The organism is Acidovorax sp. NO-1 (assembly GCF_000238595.1).
Lineage (GTDB): Bacteria > Pseudomonadota > Gammaproteobacteria > Burkholderiales > Burkholderiaceae_C > Acidovorax.
The window spans coordinates 42,847-62,683 of the sequence record NZ_AGTS01000100.1 but is presented as its reverse complement, the minus strand read 5'-3'; the positions used below and the strand labels follow the sequence as shown (position 1 = coordinate 62,683).

Here is a 19,837-nt window from a genome sequence, read left to right as displayed (position 1 = left end):
TATAAAAACAATAGCTTCTAGCGCTTGCCCAGCAAGCGCCAGCGGCCAAAATCGTTCGAAAAATCGCTCTGCATCAACCTTTCAACCACCCCCGCAACCTCCCGACTCCTTCCTCCAGCCTCACCACATCCTGGCTCGCAAAACACCACCGCAGCCAGCCTGACGCCTCACCTCCAAACGCACTGCCCGGCGCCAGCCCCAGCCCCGCCTCCCGCACCAGCCGCTTGGCCAGCGTCAGGCAGTCGTCGTAACCGTCGATGTGGAAGAACGCATACATGCCCCCACGTGGCGTGGCCACCGACACCCCCGGCACCTCGGCCAGCAGCGGCACCAGCGTGTCGCGGCAGGTTTTCAGGTGCGCCACCAACGCGGGTGTCACCTCATCCGTGCGCTGCAGCGCCACCGTGGCCCCGCGCTGCACAAACACCGGCGCGCACGAGGTGTTGAACTCGATCAGCTTGCCGACGGCATGCGTCAGCGATGGCGGCAGCACCAGCCACCCAAGGCGCCAGCCGGTCATCAGGAAGCTCTTGGAAAAGCTGTGTGTCACGATCAGCCGGTCCTCGGGCTCAGCCACGTCCAGAAAGCTGGGGGCCGCGCCATTGGCCGTGTCGCCCGCGTAGTAAAGCCGCTCATACACCTCGTCCGCCAGAATCCACGTGCCGGTCCGGCGGCAGTGCGCGAGGATGGTGGCTTGCTCTTCGCGCGTCAGCGTCCAGCCTGTGGGGTTGTTGGGTGCGTTGACCACCAGCAGGCGCGTGCCGGGTGTGATGGCGGCCAGCAGCGCATCCATGTTCAGGCGCCACGCGCCCTGCGCATCGGCCACCAGCGGCACGGTGCGCACCTGTGCGCCCAGAATGCGCGGCTGCGCCACCAGGTTGGGCCACACCGGCGTGACCAGCACCACCTCGTCGCCCGCGTCCACCAGCGCCTGCACGGCCACCATCAGACCGTTCACACCGCCGGATGTGACGGCTATGCGGTCAAACCACGCATCGGTGTGCTGCCGCGGGTGCAGGCCGTGCATGTAGCCTGCAATCGCGTGGCGCAGCTCGGGCAAGCCTAGGTTGTGGGCGTAGAAGGTCTCGCCCTTTTGCAGCGACGCAATGGCCGCCTCGCGGATGAAATCGGGCGTCACCTCGTCGCTCTCGCCGAACCAGAACTTCAGCACATCACTGCGCCCCAGGCCTTCGTTGGCCACTTCGCGGATGCGCGACTCTTCGAGGCCTTGCACTACTTCTCGCATGAAATCTCCTTGATCAACGTGACGATCATCGCAGGCGTATAGTCTTTTGTCCTTTTTCCATCCAACACCTGACCAAGGCCCATGACCTATCCCAACACCCAGCTCTTCATCGCAGGCCAGTGGCAAGACGCCGCCGAAGGCAAGACCCTTGCCGTGTTCAACCCCGCCACGGGAAAAGAAATCGGCCGTGTGGCCCATGCCACCAAGGTGGATCTGGACCGCGCGCTGGAGGCCGCCCAAAAGGGCTTTGAAGCCTGGCGCGACATGCCCGCCGCCGAGCGCGCCAAGACCATGCGCCGCGCCGCAGCGCTGATGCGCGAGCGCGCCGAATCAATAGCCGCCATCATGGTGAAAGAGCAAGGCAAGCCCCTGGCAGAAGCCAAGGTCGAAACCATGGCGTCGGCCGACATCATCGAATGGTTTGCCGACGAATCGCTGCGCGTGTATGGCCGCATCGTGCCCTCGCGCAACCTCAAGGCCACGCAGATGGTGCTGAAGGACCCGGTGGGCCCCGTGGCCGCGTTCACGCCCTGGAACTTCCCCATCAACCAGGTGGTGCGCAAGCTGGCCGCCGCGCTGGGTGCAGGCTGTTCGATTCTGGTGAAGGCGCCCGAGGAAACCCCCGCCAGCCCCGCCGAGCTGATCCGCGCGTTTGCCGACGCGGGCGTGCCTGCAGGCACGGTGGGCCTGGTCTATGGCGACCCGGCCGAGATCTCCAACTACCTCATCCCGCACCCCATCATCCGCAAGGTCACTTTCACGGGTTCCACGCCCGTGGGCAAGCAACTGGCAGCATTGGCTGGCAAGCACATGAAGCGCGTGACGATGGAACTGGGCGGCCACGCCCCGGTCATCGTGGCCGAAGACGCCGACCTCCAACTCGCCATCAAGATCAGCAGTGGCGCCAAGTTCCGCAACGCAGGCCAGGTCTGCATCTCGCCCACGCGCTATCTGGTGCACGAAAGCATCCGTGCCGACTTCGTGGCTGCCTTCGCCAAGTACGCGCAGGGCCTGAAGGTGGGCGATGGCCTCACGGACGGCACGCAGATGGGCCCGCTGGCCAACCCGCGCCGCATCACCGCGATGGCCGACCTGATGGCTGACGCGGTGCAGCAGGGCGCCACGCTGGTGACGGGTGGCGAGCGCATCGGCACCGAAGGCAACTTCTTCCAGCCCACCGTGCTGAACGACGTGCCTCTGTCGGCCCGCATCGTGAACGAAGAGCCCTTTGGCCCCGTGGCTGCCGTGCGTGGCTTCACCAAGATCGAAGACGCCATTGCCGAAGCCAACCGCCTGCCGTTTGGCCTGGCCGGTTATGCCTTCACCTCGTCGCTGAAAAACGCTCATTTGCTGGCGCAGCGCCTGGAAGTGGGCATGCTCTGGATCAACCAGGCCGCCGCCCCTGCGGCCGAGCTGCCGTTTGGTGGCCTGAAGGATTCGGGCTATGGCTCCGAGGGTGGCCCCGAGGCCATCGAGGCGCACCTGAACACGCGCCTGGTGTCGATCATGAACGTGTGAATGTGACCATCGCGCTTATTGAACAGGTTCTTAGCGCGTCAGTCACAGGTCCCCGGTGCCATGGGCATCGGGGCCTTTTTGCTTTATGAGAACCTGATCACGAGCTTTTCAAGCTCGCACAAGAGGGGCGCGACGGCAGGTCGGGCGGTTTGCGGGCATAGTGAAGATCCCCTCACTGACGGTGCCGCCTCTTTTGGCCCTAAGGCTTCGGGTCGTACGCGCAGCGAAAGCCGATGTACACCGCATAAAAGTCCGCAGGCTTCCAGGCCTCCACCTCCGCGCGCATTTGCGATGCGGGATACCACCAGGACCCACCCATCGTGCGCCGCTCGTCGCCGCGTGTATCGGCCGCCCATTCCCACACATTGGCGCCCATGTCGTGCAGCCCGTTCACCCCGGCAGCCGTGGCGGTGACCGGCGCGGCGCGGGGCCAGGGGTCGGGGTCGCTGGTGTTGGCGCCCTGCGGGCTCTGGCCTGTTGTCCAGGGGTAGGTGGTGCCACGCACCCAGGGCGCGGGGGGGTAGCTGCGCAGCTCGGTAAAGCCGGCGGCGCGCCACTCGGCGGCGGTGGGCAGACGGCCACCCGCCCATCGGCAGTAGGCCTGGGCCTCGGTGTGGGTGAGGTGTACGGCGGGCAGCTGGTCGCTGTCTGGCACTACACCGTCTGGGCGCTGCCAGGTCCAGCCTGCGCGGCGCTGCCAGCCGCCTGCGTATTCAAAACCGCCGCCTTCGCGCTCGGCACGGGTGGTGGTGCCGGTGGCTCGCGCGTAGCGTGCAAACTGGGCGATGGTGACTTCGGTCTTGTCGATGCGCAGGCCGCGCAGGTCGTCCAGCACCACGGGCGCTGTGGTCTGGGCAGATGCGGTCAGGGCCCAGAACGCCAGGGTGGCGCTGGCTGCGTACATGAGTTTTTGCATGTTCCTGTGCTTCCCAATTCAGAGCCAAGTGGTCATTGCCCGGCCGGTGTGGCGCAGAGCATCTGCCGCCCGGAAAGCCTGTGTGCCGGGCCGGATTTGGTGCGCTTCGGGCCCGCAACACGCATGCACCGGCCTGCAGGGGGCACAAAAAAACCCCGCAACTCCAGAGGAGCGCGGGGTCATTCGCTGTGTGTCTGCCCTCCCACCAGTCAGGGCAGCAGCTTGGGGCCGGTCATCAGAAGTTGTGGCGCACGCCCAGGGCAACGGAGCTGAAGTCGTCGCCGGCCGTGCCCACGCCATAGCTTGCGCCCTGGCTGTTGTTGATGCGGGTGTACAGGGCGTAGACCTTGGTGCGCTTGCTCAGGTTGTAGTTGTAGCCCAGCGTGAATTGCGTGGCAGCGCTGTCGCTCACGTTGGAATACTTGCCCGCGCGGCCCACATTCAGGTGGAACTCCGACGCATCCACCATGTAGGCAACGGCCAGGCGCAGGTTGGTGCGGTTGCCGCCGTTGGCGATGAACACGTTCTTGTCGCGCTGCACGTAGGCGCCCAGCACGAACGGGCCGGTGGTGTACGAAGCACGCACGGCAAACTGGCGCTGGTCGTCCAGCCGGGAATAGCCGGCGCCCAGGCCCAGGGCACCAATCTCGTAGTTGGCGGCCAGGTCCAGGCTGTTCTTGCCACCGGTGCCGCTGGGTTGCCCGTGCAGGGACACGCCGGCCTCAACCGTTGCACCACCCAGGCTGGGGGTGCGGTAGGCGATCTTGCTGGTGTCGCGCGCGGGGTAGGCATACAGCGCATCGGCCGACGAACCGGTGTCGTGGTTGTGCATGCTGATGTAGTCCGCCGTGGCGTAGTACGACTCGGACGTGAAGTTGCCCAGGCGCACCATGCCGAAGCCACCCGAGAGGTTCACTTCGCTCTGGCGGGCGTAGCCGTTCGACGCGCCGGTGCGGGGGTCAATACCGCTTTCGAACTGGAAGCCTGCCGTCATGCCGCCGCCCAGGTCTTCCACGCCCTTGAAGCCGATGCGGGAGGAGTTGTTGGCCATGGCCGTGGCCGACGTGTCGCCCTCTTTCTGGTGTTCGGCGGACACATTGTTTGTTTGACGACGGGTGATCACGGGCCAGGGACACGGAGGGTGCGCACCCCTGGCCATCGCTACAAGCAAGATAGGTGCCTGTGGTGATGTGATCGTTGCCTATATGCAACGGAGGCGAATGGTAGTGGCCCGGGTTGCCCGCCGCCAGAGGGGTAAACGCGCTGGCTTCTGGCTTGTATGCCGCATGCAACAGACGCTCTTGTCCGATGCCGTTAGGTGTTGACAAAGGCCGTGCCAGGAACGCCAACCCAGGGGCTGCGCGAGGTTGCTGCCCGGCCGGGATGTGAGGTCGCTGGTGGCAACAGCACACCTGGTGCCGTGCCCCGCAAGTACCAGCCCCTGCACAGAAATACGGATGTGCGCCGCGGATGTGATTCCCTGTGAGACATAACAAAACGGGCCTCGGCCCGTTTTCTCTTCGCTTGCCTGCAGTGAGGCGCTCTCATGAAACCGTGGCGTTACTCCACCTCACCCATCTGCGACTGCAGGTAGTTCTGCAGGCCCACCTTGCCGATCAGCTCGATCTGGGTTTCGAGGAAGTCGATGTGCTCTTCGGTGTCGTCCAGGATCTTTTGCAGCAGGTCGCGCGAGACATAGTCGCGCACGCTTTCGCAGTGGGCAATGCCGTCTTTGATGGTGGCCTGGGCGCCTTGTTCGGCGCGCAGGTCGCAGGCCAGGATCTCCGGCACGTCTTCGCCGATCTGGATCTTGGCCAGGTCCTGCAGGTTGGGCAGGCCATCCAGCATGAAGATGCGGTCCATCAGCCAATCGGCATGCTTCATCTCGCCGATCGACTCTTCGTACTCCTTCTTGGCCAACTTGTCGAAGCCCCAGTGCTTGAGCATGCGGTAGTGCAGGAAGTACTGATTGATCGCGGTGAGCTCGTTCTTGAGCTGGGCCTGCAGATGGCCGATGACCTGTGCGTCGCCTTTCATGGGGACTCCTTGCTATGTCGTGTTGTGTGGATGCGGCCCCGATTGTCGTGAGCTGCACCAAGCCTTGCAAGGCAAGCCCCTGCGCGCGGGCAATGGCTGCGTGTGATGCTGAGTTGTGTTCGCATCTGGCTGCTGCAAGGAAGGGACCGGGGCAGTTACCCCGCTTGGCGCGTTGTGCCCACTGCGCGCCCGGCCGACATGGGCAGGGCAGCCTGCGCCGCAGCCCTGCGGTCGCGCCAGTGCGCCAGGCCCAGCCACAGGGTGGGCACCAGCACCAGGGCCAGCGAGATCAGCTGCGCAATCCGCCCCTCGGCCAGATCTTCGGTGGCGGCGTGCCACCAGGCGTTGTCGATGAACGGAATGGATGCGGTCTCGGTGAACTCATGCAGCGCATAGACCACCAACTGCACGGCAAACACCGCCATGAACCATGCGGTGACGCGAAAAAACCGTGCCAGATTCACCGCGCGGCCATAGCGCGTCCAGGCCCAGGCAATGGCAATGGCCAGCGCCAGGCCCGCGATGCCGCCCCAGGCCATGTAGGCCAGGTCAGCACTGCGGCCCAGGGCTGCAAGCATGGTGGCGGTTTCCACGCCCTCGCGGCCCACCATGAAAAGGGCAAACAGGAACACCGCAACCCAGGCGCGCGGGCCCTCCAGCACGCTGGCGCGGTCCATGCGTTGGGCGATGACCCGGCTCATGCCCTGGCCCGCGCTGCGCATGTGCACCGCACACCACGCCACGGTGGCTGCCGCAACCAGCGCCATCACACCTTCCGCCGCAGGCGACAACGCGCCAACGTGCGACAGCACCCAGCCCAGCACCACCGAGAGTGCTGCGGCCACCCCCACACCTGCGCGCAGCGGCACAAGCAGCTGCGTGCGCCCCGTCTTGCGCAGGTACAACGTGGCAATGGCAACCACCAGCAGGGCTTCCAGCCCTTCGCGAAAGCAGATCAGAAGTGTTTGGAACATGGTGATGAATTCGCTATTAATAAATGAGCTACTTACGCATGTTGGTAAAGCGCTGAAGGCAGTTTTGGCCAATATTTCTGGTGCCCGATCGGGTTGAGTGCGGCCAGCAGGGCCATGCCGCGCGGTGCCCCGATCTTATTAGCAAACGCGAATCATTTGCATTTATTTTGTTGATATGACGCAAAGCCTGTTTGTCACAGGGTTGTGCTGCTTCCTGCGCGCTGCAATCCTTTCAGCGGGGTGGGGCAATAGTCGCGGCACTCACGCTGCATTGGAGAGGGCGATGTATAGTCGTAGACAATTGATTCAATGAAATCAATTAATTGGATTGATTGCTAGGAAAGGCCTAGACTTCAGTCCTGTTCAGTCAACCAACCCATAAAGGAAACAGCAATGTCCCTGATCAATACGCAAGTTCAGCCCTTCAAGACCACCGCTTTCGTCAACCGCAATGGCAAAGGCGAGTTCATCGATCTGACTGAAGCCGACCTGAAGGGCAAATGGTCCGTGCTGATCTTCATGCCCGCAGCCTTCACCTTCAACTGCCCCACCGAAATCGAAGACGCCGCCGACAACTACGCTGAGTTCCAGAAGGCCGGTGCCGAGGTCTACATCGTGACGACCGACACCCACTTCTCGCACAAGGTGTGGCACGAAACGTCGGACGCCGTGGGCAAGGCCAAATTCCCCCTGGTGGGCGACCCCACGCACCAGCTGACCAACGCGTTCGGCGTGCACATCCCTGAAGAAGGCCTGGCGCTGCGCGGCACGTTCGTGATCAATCCCGATGGCGTGATCAAGACGATGGAAATCCACTCCAACGAAATCGCCCGTGACGTGTCGGAAACCCTGCGCAAGCTCAAGGCTGCCCAGTTCACCGCCGCCAACCCTGGCCAGGTCTGCCCCGCCAAGTGGAAGGAAGGCGCCAAGACGCTGACGCCTTCGCTGGACCTGGTCGGCAAGATTTAAGCAATCTGGTTCTTCGGCCCCAAAGCCGGACAGCGTCATGGCGCCTGTGCGCCATGCCGTCCGGCTTTTTTACGCCCGGACGTTGACATGCAGGCTTGAACTGCAGCCCTATTGGCTTCAACCTCCCCCACATCACAACTCCAAATTCAAAGGACACCACCATGCTCGACGAACAACTCAAGACCCAACTCGCCGCCTACCTGGAGCGCGTGCAGCAGCCGTTTGAGCTGGTGGCTTCCCTGGACGACAGCGAGACGGCGCGCGACATGCGCGAGCTGCTCGTGACCATCCAAACCCTGCGCAGCGACAAGATCACCCTGCGCACCGACGGCAACGATGCCCGCAAGCCATCCTTCAGCCTGCAGCGCGTGGGCGCCAGCAACAGCCTGCGCTTTGCCGGCCTGCCGCTGGGCCATGAATTCACCTCGCTGGTGCTGGCCCTGCTGTGGACGGGCGGCCACCCGCCCAAGGTCGAGCAGGACGTGATCGATTCCATCAAGGCCCTGGATGGCGACTTCAATTTCGAGGTCTACATGAGCCTGACCTGCCACAACTGCCCGGACGTGGTGCAGGCGCTGTCGCTCATGGCCATCGTCAACCCCAAGATCAAGACGACCGTGATCGAAGGCGGCGCCTTCCAGCAGGAAGTGAACGAGCGCGAAATCATGGCCGTGCCCATGGTGTTCCTGAACGGCCAGGTGTTCGGCTCGGGCCGCATGACCATCGAAGAAATCGTGGCCAAGCTCGACACTGGCTCTGCCGCCCGCGAAGCCGCCAAGCTCAGCGCCAAGGACCCGTATGACGTGCTCATCGTTGGCGGTGGCCCTGCAGGTGCCGCGGCCGCCGTGTACGCCGCCCGCAAGGGCATCCGCACCGGCGTGGCTGCCGAGCGCTTTGGCGGCCAGGTGAATGACACGCTGGCCATCGAGAACTACATCTCGGTGCTCGAAACCGACGGCCCCAAGTTCGCCGCCGCGCTCGAAGCCCACACCCGCGCCTATGGCGTGGACATCATGAACCTGCAGCGCGCCGACAAGCTCATCCCCGCCGCGCAGCCCGGTGGCCTGATTGAAGTGCAGCTGGCCAACGGCGGCTCGCTCAAGGCCAAGACGGTGATCCTGTCCACCGGCGCCCGCTGGCGCAACGTGAACGTGCCTGGCGAAGCCGAGTACAAGAACAAGGGCGTGGCCTACTGCCCGCACTGCGACGGCCCGCTGTTCAAGGGCAAGCGCGTGTCCGTCATCGGCGGCGGCAACAGTGGCGTGGAGGCTGCGATTGACCTCGCTGGCGTGGTGGCCCATGTCACGCTCATCGAGTTTGCCGACCAGCTCAAGGCCGACGCCGTGCTGGTCAACAAGCTCAAGAGCCTGTCCAACGTGACCATCCACACCAACGCGCAGACCACCGAGATCACCGGCGCCGATGGCAAGGTCAACGGCCTCAAATACAAGGACCGCGCCACCAATGTGGAGCACACCGTGCAGCTTGAAGGCGTGTTCGTACAGATCGGCCTGGTGCCCAATACCGAATGGCTCAAGGGCACGGTGGAGCTGTCGCGCTTTGGCGAAATCACTGTCGATTCGCACGGCCGCACCAACATCCCCGGCGTGTTTGCGGCGGGCGATTGCACCACCGTGCCTTACAAGCAAATCGTGATCGCGGCGGGTGACGGGTCGAAGGCGGCACTGAGCGCGTTCGACCACCTTATCCGCATGCCGGTGGTGGCATCGGCCGCAGCCCCGGCAGCGCAGCCGGTGGCGGAACCCGCCTGATATTCAGGTAAAAATGGGCTTCTGCGCTTGATGGTAAAGCGCTGGCAGCTATAAAAATATGAGCGACGTGGTGCGTTGGCACCCGTCGCTCTTTTTATGCCCGGGCTCTGTACGCAGAGCAGGCCACCAGCCTTTGCCCCCTCGCTGCTCGCCACACGCCTGGCGCCATGGGGCGTACCGGCAGGGGCTTCAATACACCAGCCTCTCCGGCCGGATCTCCTGCAGGATGGTGGTGGCGATTTCCTCGATGGACTTGGTCGTGGTCGAGAGCCACCGAATGCCCGAGCGGCGCATCATGGCTTCGGCCTCGGCCACCTCGTTGCGGCAGTTGAGCAGGTCTGCGTACTTCGAGTTGGGGCGGCGTTCGCTGCGGATCTCGGACAGGCGCTCGGGGCTGATGGTCAGGCCGAAGATCTTGCTGCGAAACGGCACCAGGGCCGGCGGGAGCTGGCGGCGTTCAAAGTCCTCGGGAATCAGCGGGTAGTTGGCAGCCTTCAGCCCGCATTGCATGGCCAGGTACAGGCTGGTGGGGGTCTTGCCGCTGCGGCTCACGCCCACCAGGATCACATCAGCGCCCGCCAGGTCGCGGTTGCTCTGACCGTCGTCGTGGGCCAGGCTGAAGTTGATGGCCTCGATGCGGTCGGTGTACTCCTTGCTGCGGCTCACGTCGCTGAAACGTCCCACGCGGTGGTGCGAGCGGATGCCCAGCTCTTCCTCCAGCGGGTGGACAAAGGTGCCAAACATGTCCAGCAGCATGCCTTTGCAGCCTTCCTGGATGACCTTGAGCACTTCCATGTTGACCAGGGTGGTGAAGACGATGGGCTTTTTGCCCTCCACCTCGCCTGTGTGGTTGATCTGGCGCACCGCCTGGTGGGCCTTGTCGGCGGTGTCGATAAAGGGCAGGCGCACATGGCGCGGCTTCATCTCGAACTGGGCCAGGATGGCGTTTCCAAAGGTTTCGGCGGTGATGCCGGTGCCGTCAGAGACAAAGAATACGGTGCGCGAGTGCATGGAGCCCCTTTTTGAAAACGTCAGCCCGCCGCCAGTGGTGGGGGCCTACAATTGTCACAATTATCTGATTCTCACCATGCACCGCGTCGGCCCACAACCACAACGACAAAGCTGCAGCCTGTGCATGGCCGCTCGCCCACCGCTCCTGCGTACAGCACGAGGCGGGCGCGCAGACGACCCGGTTTCAACTTCTGGAGCTTTCCCATGTCTGCACTTTTCAGCCCGACCGCCCTGGTCGTACCGTTTGAAAACCTGAGAATGACCGATGTCGAGGTCGTTGGCGGCAAGAACGCCAGCCTCGGCGAGATGATCTCCCAGCTGCCGCAGGGCGTGCGCGTGCCCACCGGCTTTGCCACCACCGCCCACGCGTTTCGCGAATTTCTGGCCTACGACGGCCTGGCCGACAAGATCAGCGCCAAGCTCAAGAGCCTGGACACCGAAGACGTGCGCGCCTTGGCGCAGGTGGGTGCCGAAATCCGCGCCATGGTCGAGGCCCAGCCTTTTCCGGCCGACCTGCAAAAGGCCATTGCCGACGAATTTGCCAAGCTGAGCGCTGGCAACCCCGCTGCCTCTTTTGCCGTGCGCTCGTCGGCCACGGCCGAGGACTTGCCCGATGCATCGTTTGCCGGCCAGCAGGAGACCTTCCTGAACGTGGTGGGCATCGACGAAGTCATGCACAAGATGAAGGAAGTGTTCGCGTCGCTGTACAACGACCGCGCCATTTCCTACCGTGTGCACAAGGGCTTCGAGCACGATGTGGTGGCCCTGTCGGCCGGTGTGCAGCGCATGGTGCGCTCCGACCTCGGCGCTGCGGGCGTGATGTTCACCATCGACACCGAATCCGGCTTTGAAGACGTGGTCTTCATCACCAGCAGCTACGGCCTGGGCGAAACCGTGGTGCAGGGCGCCGTGAACCCCGACGAGTTCTACGTGCACAAGCCCATGCTCCAGGCGGGCAAAAAGGCGCTGATCCGCCGCAACCTGGGCAGCAAGCTGATCCAGATGGTGTTCTCCACGCCCGAGGAAAAGGCCGCCAGCGGCAAGCTGGTCAAGACCATTGACGTGCCCACCGAGCAGCGCAACCGCTATTCGCTGACCGATGCTGACGTGGAGCAACTGGCCCGCTACGCGCTGGTGATCGAGCAGCACTACGGCCGCCCCATGGACATCGAGTGGGGCAAGGACGGCACCGACGGCCAGCTCTACATCCTGCAGGCCCGCCCCGAGACCGTGAAAAGCCAGGCCAAGGGCCAGGCCGAGCTGCGCTACAAGCTCAAGGGTCGCGGCACCGTGCTGGCCGAGGGCCGCGCTATTGGCCAGAAGATCGGCACCGGCCCGGTGCGCCTGGTGCACAACATTTCCGAGATGGACAAGGTCCAGCCCGGGGATGTGCTCGTCACCGACATGACCGACCCGAACTGGGAGCCCGTGATGAAGCGCGCCAGCGCCATCGTCACCAACCGGGGAGGCCGCACCTGCCACGCGGCCATCATTGCGCGCGAGCTGGGCATCCCGGCCGTGGTGGGCTGCGGCGATGCCACCGAGCGCCTGACCGATGGCACGCTGGTCACCGTGAGCTGCTCCGAGGGCGACACCGGCAAGATCTATGACGGCCTGCTCGAAACCGAAGTCACTGAAGTGCAGCGCGGCGCGATGCCACCCATCAAGACCAAGATCATGATGAACGTGGGCAACCCCCAGCTGGCGTTTGACTTTGCCCAGCTGCCCAACGAAGGCGTGGGCCTGGCGCGGCTGGAGTTCATCATCAACAACAACATTGGCGTGCACCCCAAGGCGATCCTGGACTACCCCCAGATCGACGCCGACCTGAAGAAGGCCGTTGAATCCGTGGCCCGTGGCCATGCCAGCCCCCGCGCTTTCTATGTGGACAAGGTCGCCGAAGGTGTGGCCACCATTGCCGCCGCCTTCTGGCCCAAGCCCGTCATCGTGCGCCTGTCGGACTTCAAGTCCAACGAATACCGCAAGCTGATCGGCGGCAGCCGCTACGAGCCCGAGGAAGAAAACCCGATGCTGGGCTTCCGCGGCGCAGCCCGCTACATCAGCGAAGATTTCGGCGAAGCCTTCGCGATGGAATGTGAAGCCTTGAAGCGCGTGCGCAACGACATGGGCCTGACCAACGTGCAGGTGATGGTGCCCTTCGTGCGCACACTGGGCCAGGCCGAGCGCGTGACCAAGCTGCTGGCCACCCACGGCCTGGCGCGTGGCAAGGACGACCTCAAGGTCATCATGATGTGCGAAGTGCCGAGCAACGCCATCCTGGCCGAGCGCTTCCTTGAATTCTTTGACGGCTTCTCCATCGGCTCCAACGACCTGACCCAGCTCACGCTGGGCCTGGACCGCGACTCGGGCCTGGAACTGCTGGCGCAGGACTTTGACGAGCGCGATCCTGCGGTGGAAGCGCTGATCCATCAGGCCATCAAGGCCTGCCTGGCCCAGGGCAAGTACATCGGCATCTGCGGCCAGGGCCCCAGCGACCACCCTGACTTTGCGCAGTGGCTGGCCAGGGAAGGCATCTCGTCGATCTCGCTGAACCCTGACAGCGTGATTGCCACCTGGCAGCAGCTCGCAAGCTGACGCGCGGGCAGCCATGCGCAATCTGCACCACCTGACACAGCGTCCGTGATGCCGTGCCCGTGATGCAGCCGCCCCAGCCGCCCTCCCGATCTCCCGACGCTGAAATGGCGGGCCCGTTCCCGCCCGATCTGCACGATGTGCGGCATCTGAAGCTTAAGGCCGGGTTGCTGTTGCTGTGGGTGGCGGTGACGTTCGTGGCCACCTATTTCGCCAGAGACCTGCAGCAGCGCGTGTTCGGAACCTGGCCGCTGGGTTACTGGATTGCTGCCCAGGGGGCCGTGCTGGTGTTCATCGGTATCGTGGTGGCCTATGGCTGGGCCATGAACCGTTTCGAGCGCCAGGATGCCGAACGCAATGCGGCTCAGGCGTCGCCCGATGCTGCGGACCGCCCCCATGGCTGACCAAACCGCGTCTGGCGCCGACCGCGCCTATCTGTGGCGGCTGCACCGCATTCTGGCCCTGTACATCTTCGGGGTGCTGGCCTTTCTGGCGCTGATGACCTGGGCAGAGCGGCAGGGGCTCTCGCGGCACTGGATTGGCCCCATCTTCCTGTTCCTCACGGTGATGGTTTACGCAGGCATCGGCGTTTACGGCCGCACCACGGACCCGGAGGAGTACTACGTGGCCGGGCGGCGCATTCCGCCCATGTACAACGGCATGGCGGCAGCGGCAGACTGGATGAGTGCCGCGTCGTTCATCAGCCTGTCCGGGGCGCTGTACCTGCAGGGCTTTTCGGGCACACCGGGGCAGGCAGGGGGCCTGGCCTATCTGTTGGGGTGGACGGGAGGCTTCTGCCTGGTGGCCATGCTGATTGCGCCGCACCTGCGCGCCATGGGCTTGTACACGGTGCCGGACTTCTTTCATGTGCGCTTTGGCGGGCGCTGGCCGCGGTTGATTGCGGCGCTGGCGGCCGTGTTGTGTTCGTTCACCTATGTCGTGGCGCAGATCTATGGGGTGGGGCTGATCGCTTCGCGCCTGACAGGGGTGCAGTTCGAGATCGGCATCATGCTCGGGCTGGGCGGGGTACTGCTGTGCTCGTTCCTGGGCGGCATGCGCGCCATCACCTGGACGCAGGTGGCACAGTATGTGGTGCTGCTGCTGGCGTTCCTCATACCCGTGTCGTGGCTGGCGTACAAGCAGCTGGGCAACCCGTTGGCGCCGCTGGTCTATGGCACGCAGATCAGCAAGATCGCCGATCTGGAGGCACAGCTCCTGGACTCCCCGGCCGAACACCAGGTGGTACAGACCTACCTGCGGCGCGCGCAGGATTTTGAAGAACGGCTGCGCGACGTGGAGGGCGCCCTGGAGCGCGAGCGCGAGAGAGGCCGCGAGCGCATCCGCGCGCTGCGCGCCCAGAATGCCGAGGTGGGCCTGATCGTTGCAGCCAGCCGCGAACTGGCCGCGTTGCCCCGGGACGCTGCTGCTGCCCGTGAGCGCTGGACGCGCGAGATGCGCGAGAACTATGAACGTGCGCGCCCCCTGGGCGGCCTGCCGTTGCACAGCCAGGCGTACGTGGGCGACCCGAACGGAACGCCCGAAGAGCAGCGCGACTACGAGCTCACGCGCCGCAACTTCCTGGCGCTCATGTTCTGCCTCATGGTCGGCACGGCGGGCCTGCCCCACCTGCTCACGCGCTACTACACCTCGCCCACGGTGTCGGGGGCGCGCGCGTCCGTGGCGTGGTCCCTGTTCTTCATTGCCCTGCTGTATCTCAGCGCCCCGGCCCTGGCTGTGCTGGTGAAGTTCGAGGTCATGCAGAACCTGGTGGGCAGCAGCTTTGAAGCTCTGCCCAACTGGATGGCGCAGTGGGCGCGGGTGGACAGTTCGCTCCTGTCGGTGGAGGACGTGAACGCCGACGGTATCGTGCAGTTTGGCGAGATCCGGCTGGGGGCCGACCTCATCATGCTGGCCACGCCAGAACTGGGCGGACTGCCCTATGTCGTATCCGGCCTGGTGGCGGCCGGAGGGCTGGCGGCGGCGCTCTCTACCGCAGACGGATTGTTGCTGACCATCAGCAACGCCCTGGTGCGCGATCTCTACTTCCAGGACACGCAGCGTGAAGCCTCTCCCGAGCAGCGTGTGATCCTGACCAAGTTCGCGCTCCTGGCGGTGGCCCTGTCGGCGGCGTTTGTGGCGGCGCTCAAACCGTCCGAGATCCTGCCCATGGTGTCGGCGTCGTTTTCGCTGGCCGCGTCGGCTTTTGTGCCGGTGATGGTGCTGGGCATATTCTGGCGCGGGACGACGCGGCAGGGTGCCGTGGCAGGGATGCTGGCGGGGCTGGGTGTGGCGGTGTACTACATGCTGTCACACGTGCCTGCCATGAGCGTGCTGCCCGCGTGGATGCTGGCCGACGGGCTGTGGTTCGGCATCCAGCCCATCTCGGCCGGCGTGTTCGGCGTGCCCACGGGGCTCGTGGTGGCGGTGGTGGTGAGCTGGCTGACGCGACCCGCACCGCCCCAGCCGCGTGTACGCACAGAGATGTAGCCAGGCAACAAAAAAGCGGCCACAAGGCCGCTTTTGCAGGGTGGAGACGGGCGTCGCCAGCCGGAAATTTCAGGTGTCAGCGGCCCACCTTGAGCAGTTCCACATCGAACTTCAGCGTGGCGTTGGGCGGAATCACGCCGCCCGCGCCGCGTGCGCCGTAGCCCAGGGCTGCGGGGATGATCAGGGTGCGCTGGCCGCCCACCTTCATGCCCTGCACGCCTTCGTCCCAGCCCTTGATGACCATGCCGGCGCCCAGCGAGAACTCGAACGGGTCGTTGCGGTCGCGGCTGGAGTCGAACTTGGCGCCTTGTTCGCCGTTGTTGTAGAGCCAGCCGGTGTAGTGCACCGACACGTTCTGGCCCTTGGTCGCCTCGGCGCCTTCGCCCACGGTGGTGTCTTCGTATTGCAGGCCGGATGCGGTGGTGGTCAGTGCCATGGGGAAATTCCTTGAATGCTATTAAAAATATAGCTTCTAGCGCTTGTTCATCAAGCGCTAGAAGCTATTTTGACCTTATATTTTAACGGTGGCGCCGCGGTGCAGTGCGCAAGGCCTGGCGCGGCGGGGGCCGTTCAGGCCTTTTTGGTGCGGCCGGCAACCCAGCGGGTGGCGAAGGCCTGCACGTCGGAAAGGCGTTTGAGCAAGTCGGCGCCGGAGGGAGTGACGGTGTAGCCATCGCTGCCATGATCCACAAACCCTGCCTCGCGCAGTTCCTTGATGCGGGTGTTCAGCGTGTTGGGCGTGATGCCCCCGACGCTGTCTTGCAGCAGGCGGAACGTCTGGGGGTGACCGTCCTTCAGGGCCCACAGCACGCGCAGCGCGTACCGGCATTCGAGCCGCTCGAACAACTGGTTGATGGCGACATTTTCTTTGGAGCTCATGGACGCTTCTCCTCGCGCAAGTGTTGGATCAAATTTCATTCGGGCGGGTGTTCCCCGGGCCCCCTGATGCGCTGAGACTATAGCGCGGAACCCATTTTGCTACAAGTTTAGTAGCTCAGAACGCACACCACACATGCGCTAGGCCCAGAAAAACTCATGTTACAACTTAAACTGTTGCGATCAGGCCACGTTGCTGCGGTCAGTCCGGGCGGGCCAGGCCTGCCAGGTGGCTCACCAGGAGCTGGGCGGCGGGCGTGAGGGTCTGCGCGCTGCGAAAGCAGATGGCAAAGCGCCGCCGCGCCCAGGGATCGCTCAGCGGAACCACCCGCAGCGGGGCGGTCTGGGCAAAGGGCAGGGCCACTTCGCGGGGCACCACGCTGATGGCCAGGTTGGCCCGCACCACCCGCAGGGCGGCATCAAAGTTGGACACCAACACCCGGTGGACGAGGGCTTTGCCTTCCACGGCTGCTGCACGTGTCAGCAGCACCTGCACGGCACTCAGCGCAGGCATGCTGACGAACTCGTAGCCCAGCACATCGGCAAAGCGCACGCTGCTCTGCGTTGCCACCGGGTGCGAGGTGTGGGCCACCACGGCGAGATGGTCGGTGCGGTAGGCGCGGGTTTCCAGGCCTGAAAGGTCCGCAGCGTCCCAGCAGATGCCGATCGAGGCGCTGCCGTCGCGGATGCCCTGCACCACGTCGGGGCTCACGCGTTCTTCCATGCTGACCTGGATGTCGCGGTGGGCGGGGTCCTGAAGAAAGGCCGCCACATCGTCGGCCAGCGATTCGGCCATGACCGATGCCGTGACCAGCATGCGCACATGGCCCCGGGTGCCGGTGGCGTAGGCCGCCATGTCGCGCTCGATCTGCCCCACGCTGGCCAGCATGGTGCGCGCGTGCTCCAGCAGGGTTTCGCCGGCCGGCGTGGGCACCACGCCGCGGCGCCTGCGCAGCAGCAGCGGCGTGCCCACCGTGTCTTCCAGCTGCGCCAGGCGTTTGCTGATGGCCGATCCCACGATGGATTCCTGCTCGGCCACGCGCGCAATGCTGCGCTGCTCGCACACGGCGGCAAACAGCCGCAATGTTTGCAGATCGAGGTCGCGCATGGGGCCCTTGCTGGTTTGATATTCCAGGTGGGAATCTTAGAGCTTCCGAAATTGATTTTCAGTTTCTATTCGGAATTTCTAGAATTCAACAAAACCGAGCCCCATCAGGAGACAGCCCGTGCAAACGACCACCGCCCATCCCACGCCCCTGCGCGCCATCGTCCGCGAGGTGGGCCTGCGCGACGGGCTGCAGAGCATTGCCACCGTGGTCTCCACCGCGCACAAGATCGAGTGGATCAACGCTGCCTACGCCGCCGGCCAGCGCGAGATCGAGGTGGGCTCCTTCGTGCCCGCCCGCCTGCTGCCGCAGCTGGCCGACACTGCGCAGGTGCTGGCCCATGCCAAGAGCTTGCCGGGGCTGGTCGCCTCGGTGCTGGTGCCCAATTTCAAGGGTGCCGAGCGCGCGCTGGAGCAGGACGCCGACCTCATGATCGTGCCGCTCTCGGCCAGCCATGCCCACAGCCTGGCCAACCTGCGCAAGACCCCCGATGAAGTGGTGGCCGAGGTGGCGCGTATCCGCGTATTGCGTGACGCCAGTGGCAGCCGCACGCTGATCGAAGGTGGCGTGGGCACGGCCTTTGGCTGCACCCTGCAGGGCGAAGTGGCCGAGAGCGAAGTGCTGCGCCTGATGCAGGCGCTGCTGGATGCAGGCGCCGACCGCGTGAGCCTGGCGGACACCGTGGGGTATGCCGACCCCGCCTCGGTCGCCCGGCTGTTTGAGAAAGCGCGCGCCCGGGTGGGCGACCGCCTGGCCTGTGCGCATTTCCACGACACGCGTGGCATGGGCCTGGCAAACGTCTATGCCGCGTGGCAGACGGGCATCACCCGCTTTGATGCCTGCCTGGCCGGTATCGGCGGCTGCCCACACGCGCCCGGTGCCAGCGGCAATGTCACTACCGAAGACCTGGTGTTCATGCTCGAACGCATGGGCGTGACCACGGGCATTGACGTGCGCGCGCTGCTGGCGCTGCGCCAGCGCGTGGCGGGCTGGCTGGCGGGGGAGACCCTGCACGGCACGCTCTGGCAGGCGGGCCTGCCCCGCAATGCCGCACCCGCTGCACTGCAAGCGGCCTAACCCCCATTTTTTAACGCTGCACCATGAACGACACACAGCCCTCTACACCATCCCCACGCCTGCCCCTGGAAGGCCTGCGCGTGGTGGAGTTCACCCACATGGTCATGGGCCCCACCTGCGGCATGGTGCTGGCCGACCTGGGGGCCGAGGTCATCAAGGTCGAGCCCGTGGACGGTGACCGCACGCGCCACCTGCTGGGCGCAGGCGCGGGCTTTTTCCCCATGTTCAACCGCAACAAGAAAAGCATTGCGCTCGACCTGCGCAGCCCCGAGGGCCTGAAGGTGGCGCGCAAGCTCGCAGCCTCGGCCGATGTGGTGGCGCAGAACTTCAAGCCCGGCGTGATGACGAAATACGGCCTGGACTATGCCGCGCTGAGCCCGATCAACCCGCGCCTCATCTACGTGAACCACACGGGCTTTTTGCCCGGCCCCTACGAGCACCGCACGGCGCTGGACGAGGTGGTGCAGATGATGGGCGGCCTGGCCTACATGACCGGGCGCCCCGGAGACCCGCTGCGCGCGGGCACCAGCGTGAACGACATCATGGGTGGCATGTTTGGCGCCATTGGCGCCATGGCGGCGCTGATGCAGCGCGGTATCACCGGGCGCGGGCAGGAGGTGGACTCGGCCCTGTTCGAGAACAACGTGTTCCTCGTGGGCCAGCACATGATGCAGTACGCCGTCACCGGCCAGCCGGCAGCCCCCATGCCCGACCGCATCTCGGCGTGGTCGCTGTATGACGTGTTCAGTGTGAAGGACGGCGAGCAGATCTTTCTGGCCGCCGTGAGCGACGCGCAGTGGATCACCTTTTGCGATGCCCTGGGCTTCGCCGACCTCAAGGCCGATCCGGGCCTGTCTAACAACAACGACCGCGTGCGCGCGCGTGGCACGCTGCTGCCCGAGCTGCGCAGGCGCCTGGCCGCACACAGCGCGGCCGAACTGGCTGCCATCTTCGAGAAGCACGGTCTGCCCTTTGCGCCCATCCTGCGGCCCGAGCAGCTGTTTGACGACCCGCACCTCAATGCCACCGGCGGCCTGGCGGACATCACGCTGCCCGATGGCGAGCGCGCCGGACAGACGGCACGCACCACCCTGTTTCCCCTGCGCATGGATGGGCAGCGGCTGGGCGTGCGCCTGCAGCCACCGGTGCTGGGCCAGCACACCGCCGAACTCATGGCGCAGCTGGGCTACAGCCCCGAGCAGCTGCAGGCCCTGCAGGCGCAGGGCGCCGTGGCCTGAACCCACGCATTCCCATCA

General features: G+C 64.9%; 17 protein-coding genes. 8 read left to right on the top strand and 9 right to left on the bottom strand.

Going from position 1 to position 19,837, the window contains the following annotated elements; genetic code table 11:
* Nucleotides 1–73: 73 nt before the first annotated feature.
* Nucleotides 74–1,246, bottom strand: a complete 1,173-nt coding sequence (locus KYG_RS16120; RefSeq protein ID WP_034694987.1) for a pyridoxal phosphate-dependent aminotransferase — start codon at nt 1,244–1,246, stop codon at nt 74–76.
* Nucleotides 1,247–1,327: 81 nt separating this feature from the next.
* Between KYG_RS16120 and KYG_RS16115 the strand changes: the two genes are divergently transcribed.
* A complete protein-coding gene (locus KYG_RS16115) occupies nt 1,328–2,764 on the top strand; it encodes an NAD-dependent succinate-semialdehyde dehydrogenase (RefSeq protein ID WP_008905991.1) in 1,437 nt (478 codons plus the stop codon).
* Between the two features lie 199 nt (nt 2,765–2,963).
* Here the strand turns inward: KYG_RS16115 and KYG_RS16110 are convergent, their stop codons facing one another.
* The 4 genes from KYG_RS16110 to KYG_RS16095 all read right to left on the bottom strand — a co-directional run bounded on the left by KYG_RS16110 (nt 2,964) and on the right by KYG_RS16095 (nt 6,691).
* Nucleotides 2,964–3,680: an SUMF1/EgtB/PvdO family nonheme iron enzyme gene (locus KYG_RS16110; protein WP_008905990.1), complete on the bottom strand. Its 717-nt coding sequence runs from the start codon at nt 3,678–3,680 to the stop codon at nt 2,964–2,966.
* A gap of 235 nt (nt 3,681–3,915) precedes the next feature.
* The gene (locus KYG_RS16105) at nt 3,916–4,839 is read right to left on the bottom strand and encodes a porin (protein ID WP_050813877.1); all 924 of its coding nucleotides are present in this window, start codon (nt 4,837–4,839) and stop codon (nt 3,916–3,918) included.
* A 401-nt stretch (nt 4,840–5,240) separates the two neighbouring features.
* Entirely contained in the window at nt 5,241–5,717 is a 477-nt protein-coding gene (gene bfr / locus KYG_RS16100; protein ID WP_008905988.1) for a bacterioferritin, read from the bottom strand.
* A gap of 155 nt (nt 5,718–5,872) precedes the next feature.
* Nucleotides 5,873–6,691, bottom strand: a complete 819-nt coding sequence (locus KYG_RS16095; RefSeq protein ID WP_008905987.1) for an FTR1 family protein — start codon at nt 6,689–6,691, stop codon at nt 5,873–5,875.
* A gap of 393 nt (nt 6,692–7,084) precedes the next feature.
* Between KYG_RS16095 and ahpC the strand changes: the two genes are divergently transcribed.
* On the top strand, nt 7,085–7,660 hold the full coding sequence (gene ahpC, locus KYG_RS16090; protein ID WP_008905986.1) for an alkyl hydroperoxide reductase subunit C: 576 nt from the start codon (nt 7,085–7,087) through the stop codon (nt 7,658–7,660).
* 161 nt (nt 7,661–7,821) lie between these two features.
* Entirely contained in the window at nt 7,822–9,432 is a 1,611-nt protein-coding gene (gene ahpF, locus KYG_RS16085) for an alkyl hydroperoxide reductase subunit F (RefSeq protein WP_008905985.1), read from the top strand.
* Between the two features lie 189 nt (nt 9,433–9,621).
* On the opposite strand, the gene KYG_RS16080 is transcribed toward ahpF, so the two are convergent.
* Entirely contained in the window at nt 9,622–10,443 is an 822-nt protein-coding gene (locus KYG_RS16080; protein ID WP_008905984.1) for a pyruvate, water dikinase regulatory protein, read from the bottom strand.
* A gap of 204 nt (nt 10,444–10,647) precedes the next feature.
* On the opposite strand from KYG_RS16080, the gene ppsA reads away from it, so the two are divergent.
* From ppsA to KYG_RS16065, 3 genes are all read left to right on the top strand, one after another.
* Entirely contained in the window at nt 10,648–13,038 is a 2,391-nt protein-coding gene (gene ppsA, locus KYG_RS16075; protein WP_008905983.1) for a phosphoenolpyruvate synthase, read from the top strand.
* Between the two features lie 62 nt (nt 13,039–13,100).
* Nucleotides 13,101–13,439, top strand: a complete 339-nt coding sequence (locus KYG_RS16070) for a DUF4212 domain-containing protein (protein ID WP_008905982.1) — start codon at nt 13,101–13,103, stop codon at nt 13,437–13,439.
* Nucleotides 13,432–15,522, top strand: coding sequence for a VC_2705 family sodium/solute symporter (locus KYG_RS16065; protein WP_034695031.1), 2,091 nt, complete (start codon nt 13,432–13,434; stop codon nt 15,520–15,522). Before KYG_RS16070 ends, KYG_RS16065 begins: the two co-directional genes overlap by 8 nt.
* Before the next feature lie 76 nt (nt 15,523–15,598).
* Here the strand turns inward: KYG_RS16065 and KYG_RS16060 are convergent, their stop codons facing one another.
* The 3 genes from KYG_RS16060 to KYG_RS16050 form a co-directional block, all read right to left on the bottom strand.
* Nucleotides 15,599–15,958 carry an FKBP-type peptidyl-prolyl cis-trans isomerase gene (locus KYG_RS16060; protein ID WP_008905980.1) on the bottom strand — a complete coding sequence of 120 codons (360 nt, stop codon included), beginning with the start codon at nt 15,956–15,958 and terminating at the stop codon, nt 15,599–15,601.
* A gap of 134 nt (nt 15,959–16,092) precedes the next feature.
* Nucleotides 16,093–16,401 carry a helix-turn-helix domain-containing protein gene (locus KYG_RS16055; protein ID WP_008905979.1) on the bottom strand — a complete coding sequence of 103 codons (309 nt, stop codon included), beginning with the start codon at nt 16,399–16,401 and terminating at the stop codon, nt 16,093–16,095.
* Nucleotides 16,402–16,600: 199 nt separating this feature from the next.
* Nucleotides 16,601–17,506 (bottom strand): LysR family transcriptional regulator, encoded by a 906-nt coding sequence (locus KYG_RS16050; RefSeq protein WP_008905978.1) that lies wholly within the window; start codon nt 17,504–17,506, stop codon nt 16,601–16,603.
* A gap of 118 nt (nt 17,507–17,624) precedes the next feature.
* Between KYG_RS16050 and KYG_RS16045 the strand changes: the two genes are divergently transcribed.
* Both KYG_RS16045 and KYG_RS16040 read left to right on the top strand, forming a co-directional pair.
* Nucleotides 17,625–18,581: a hydroxymethylglutaryl-CoA lyase gene (locus tag KYG_RS16045; RefSeq protein WP_008905977.1), complete on the top strand. Its 957-nt coding sequence runs from the start codon at nt 17,625–17,627 to the stop codon at nt 18,579–18,581.
* Nucleotides 18,582–18,604: 23 nt separating this feature from the next.
* The gene (locus KYG_RS16040; RefSeq protein ID WP_008905976.1) at nt 18,605–19,819 is read left to right on the top strand and encodes a CaiB/BaiF CoA-transferase family protein; all 1,215 of its coding nucleotides are present in this window, start codon (nt 18,605–18,607) and stop codon (nt 19,817–19,819) included.
* Nucleotides 19,820–19,837: the final 18 nt, after the last annotated feature.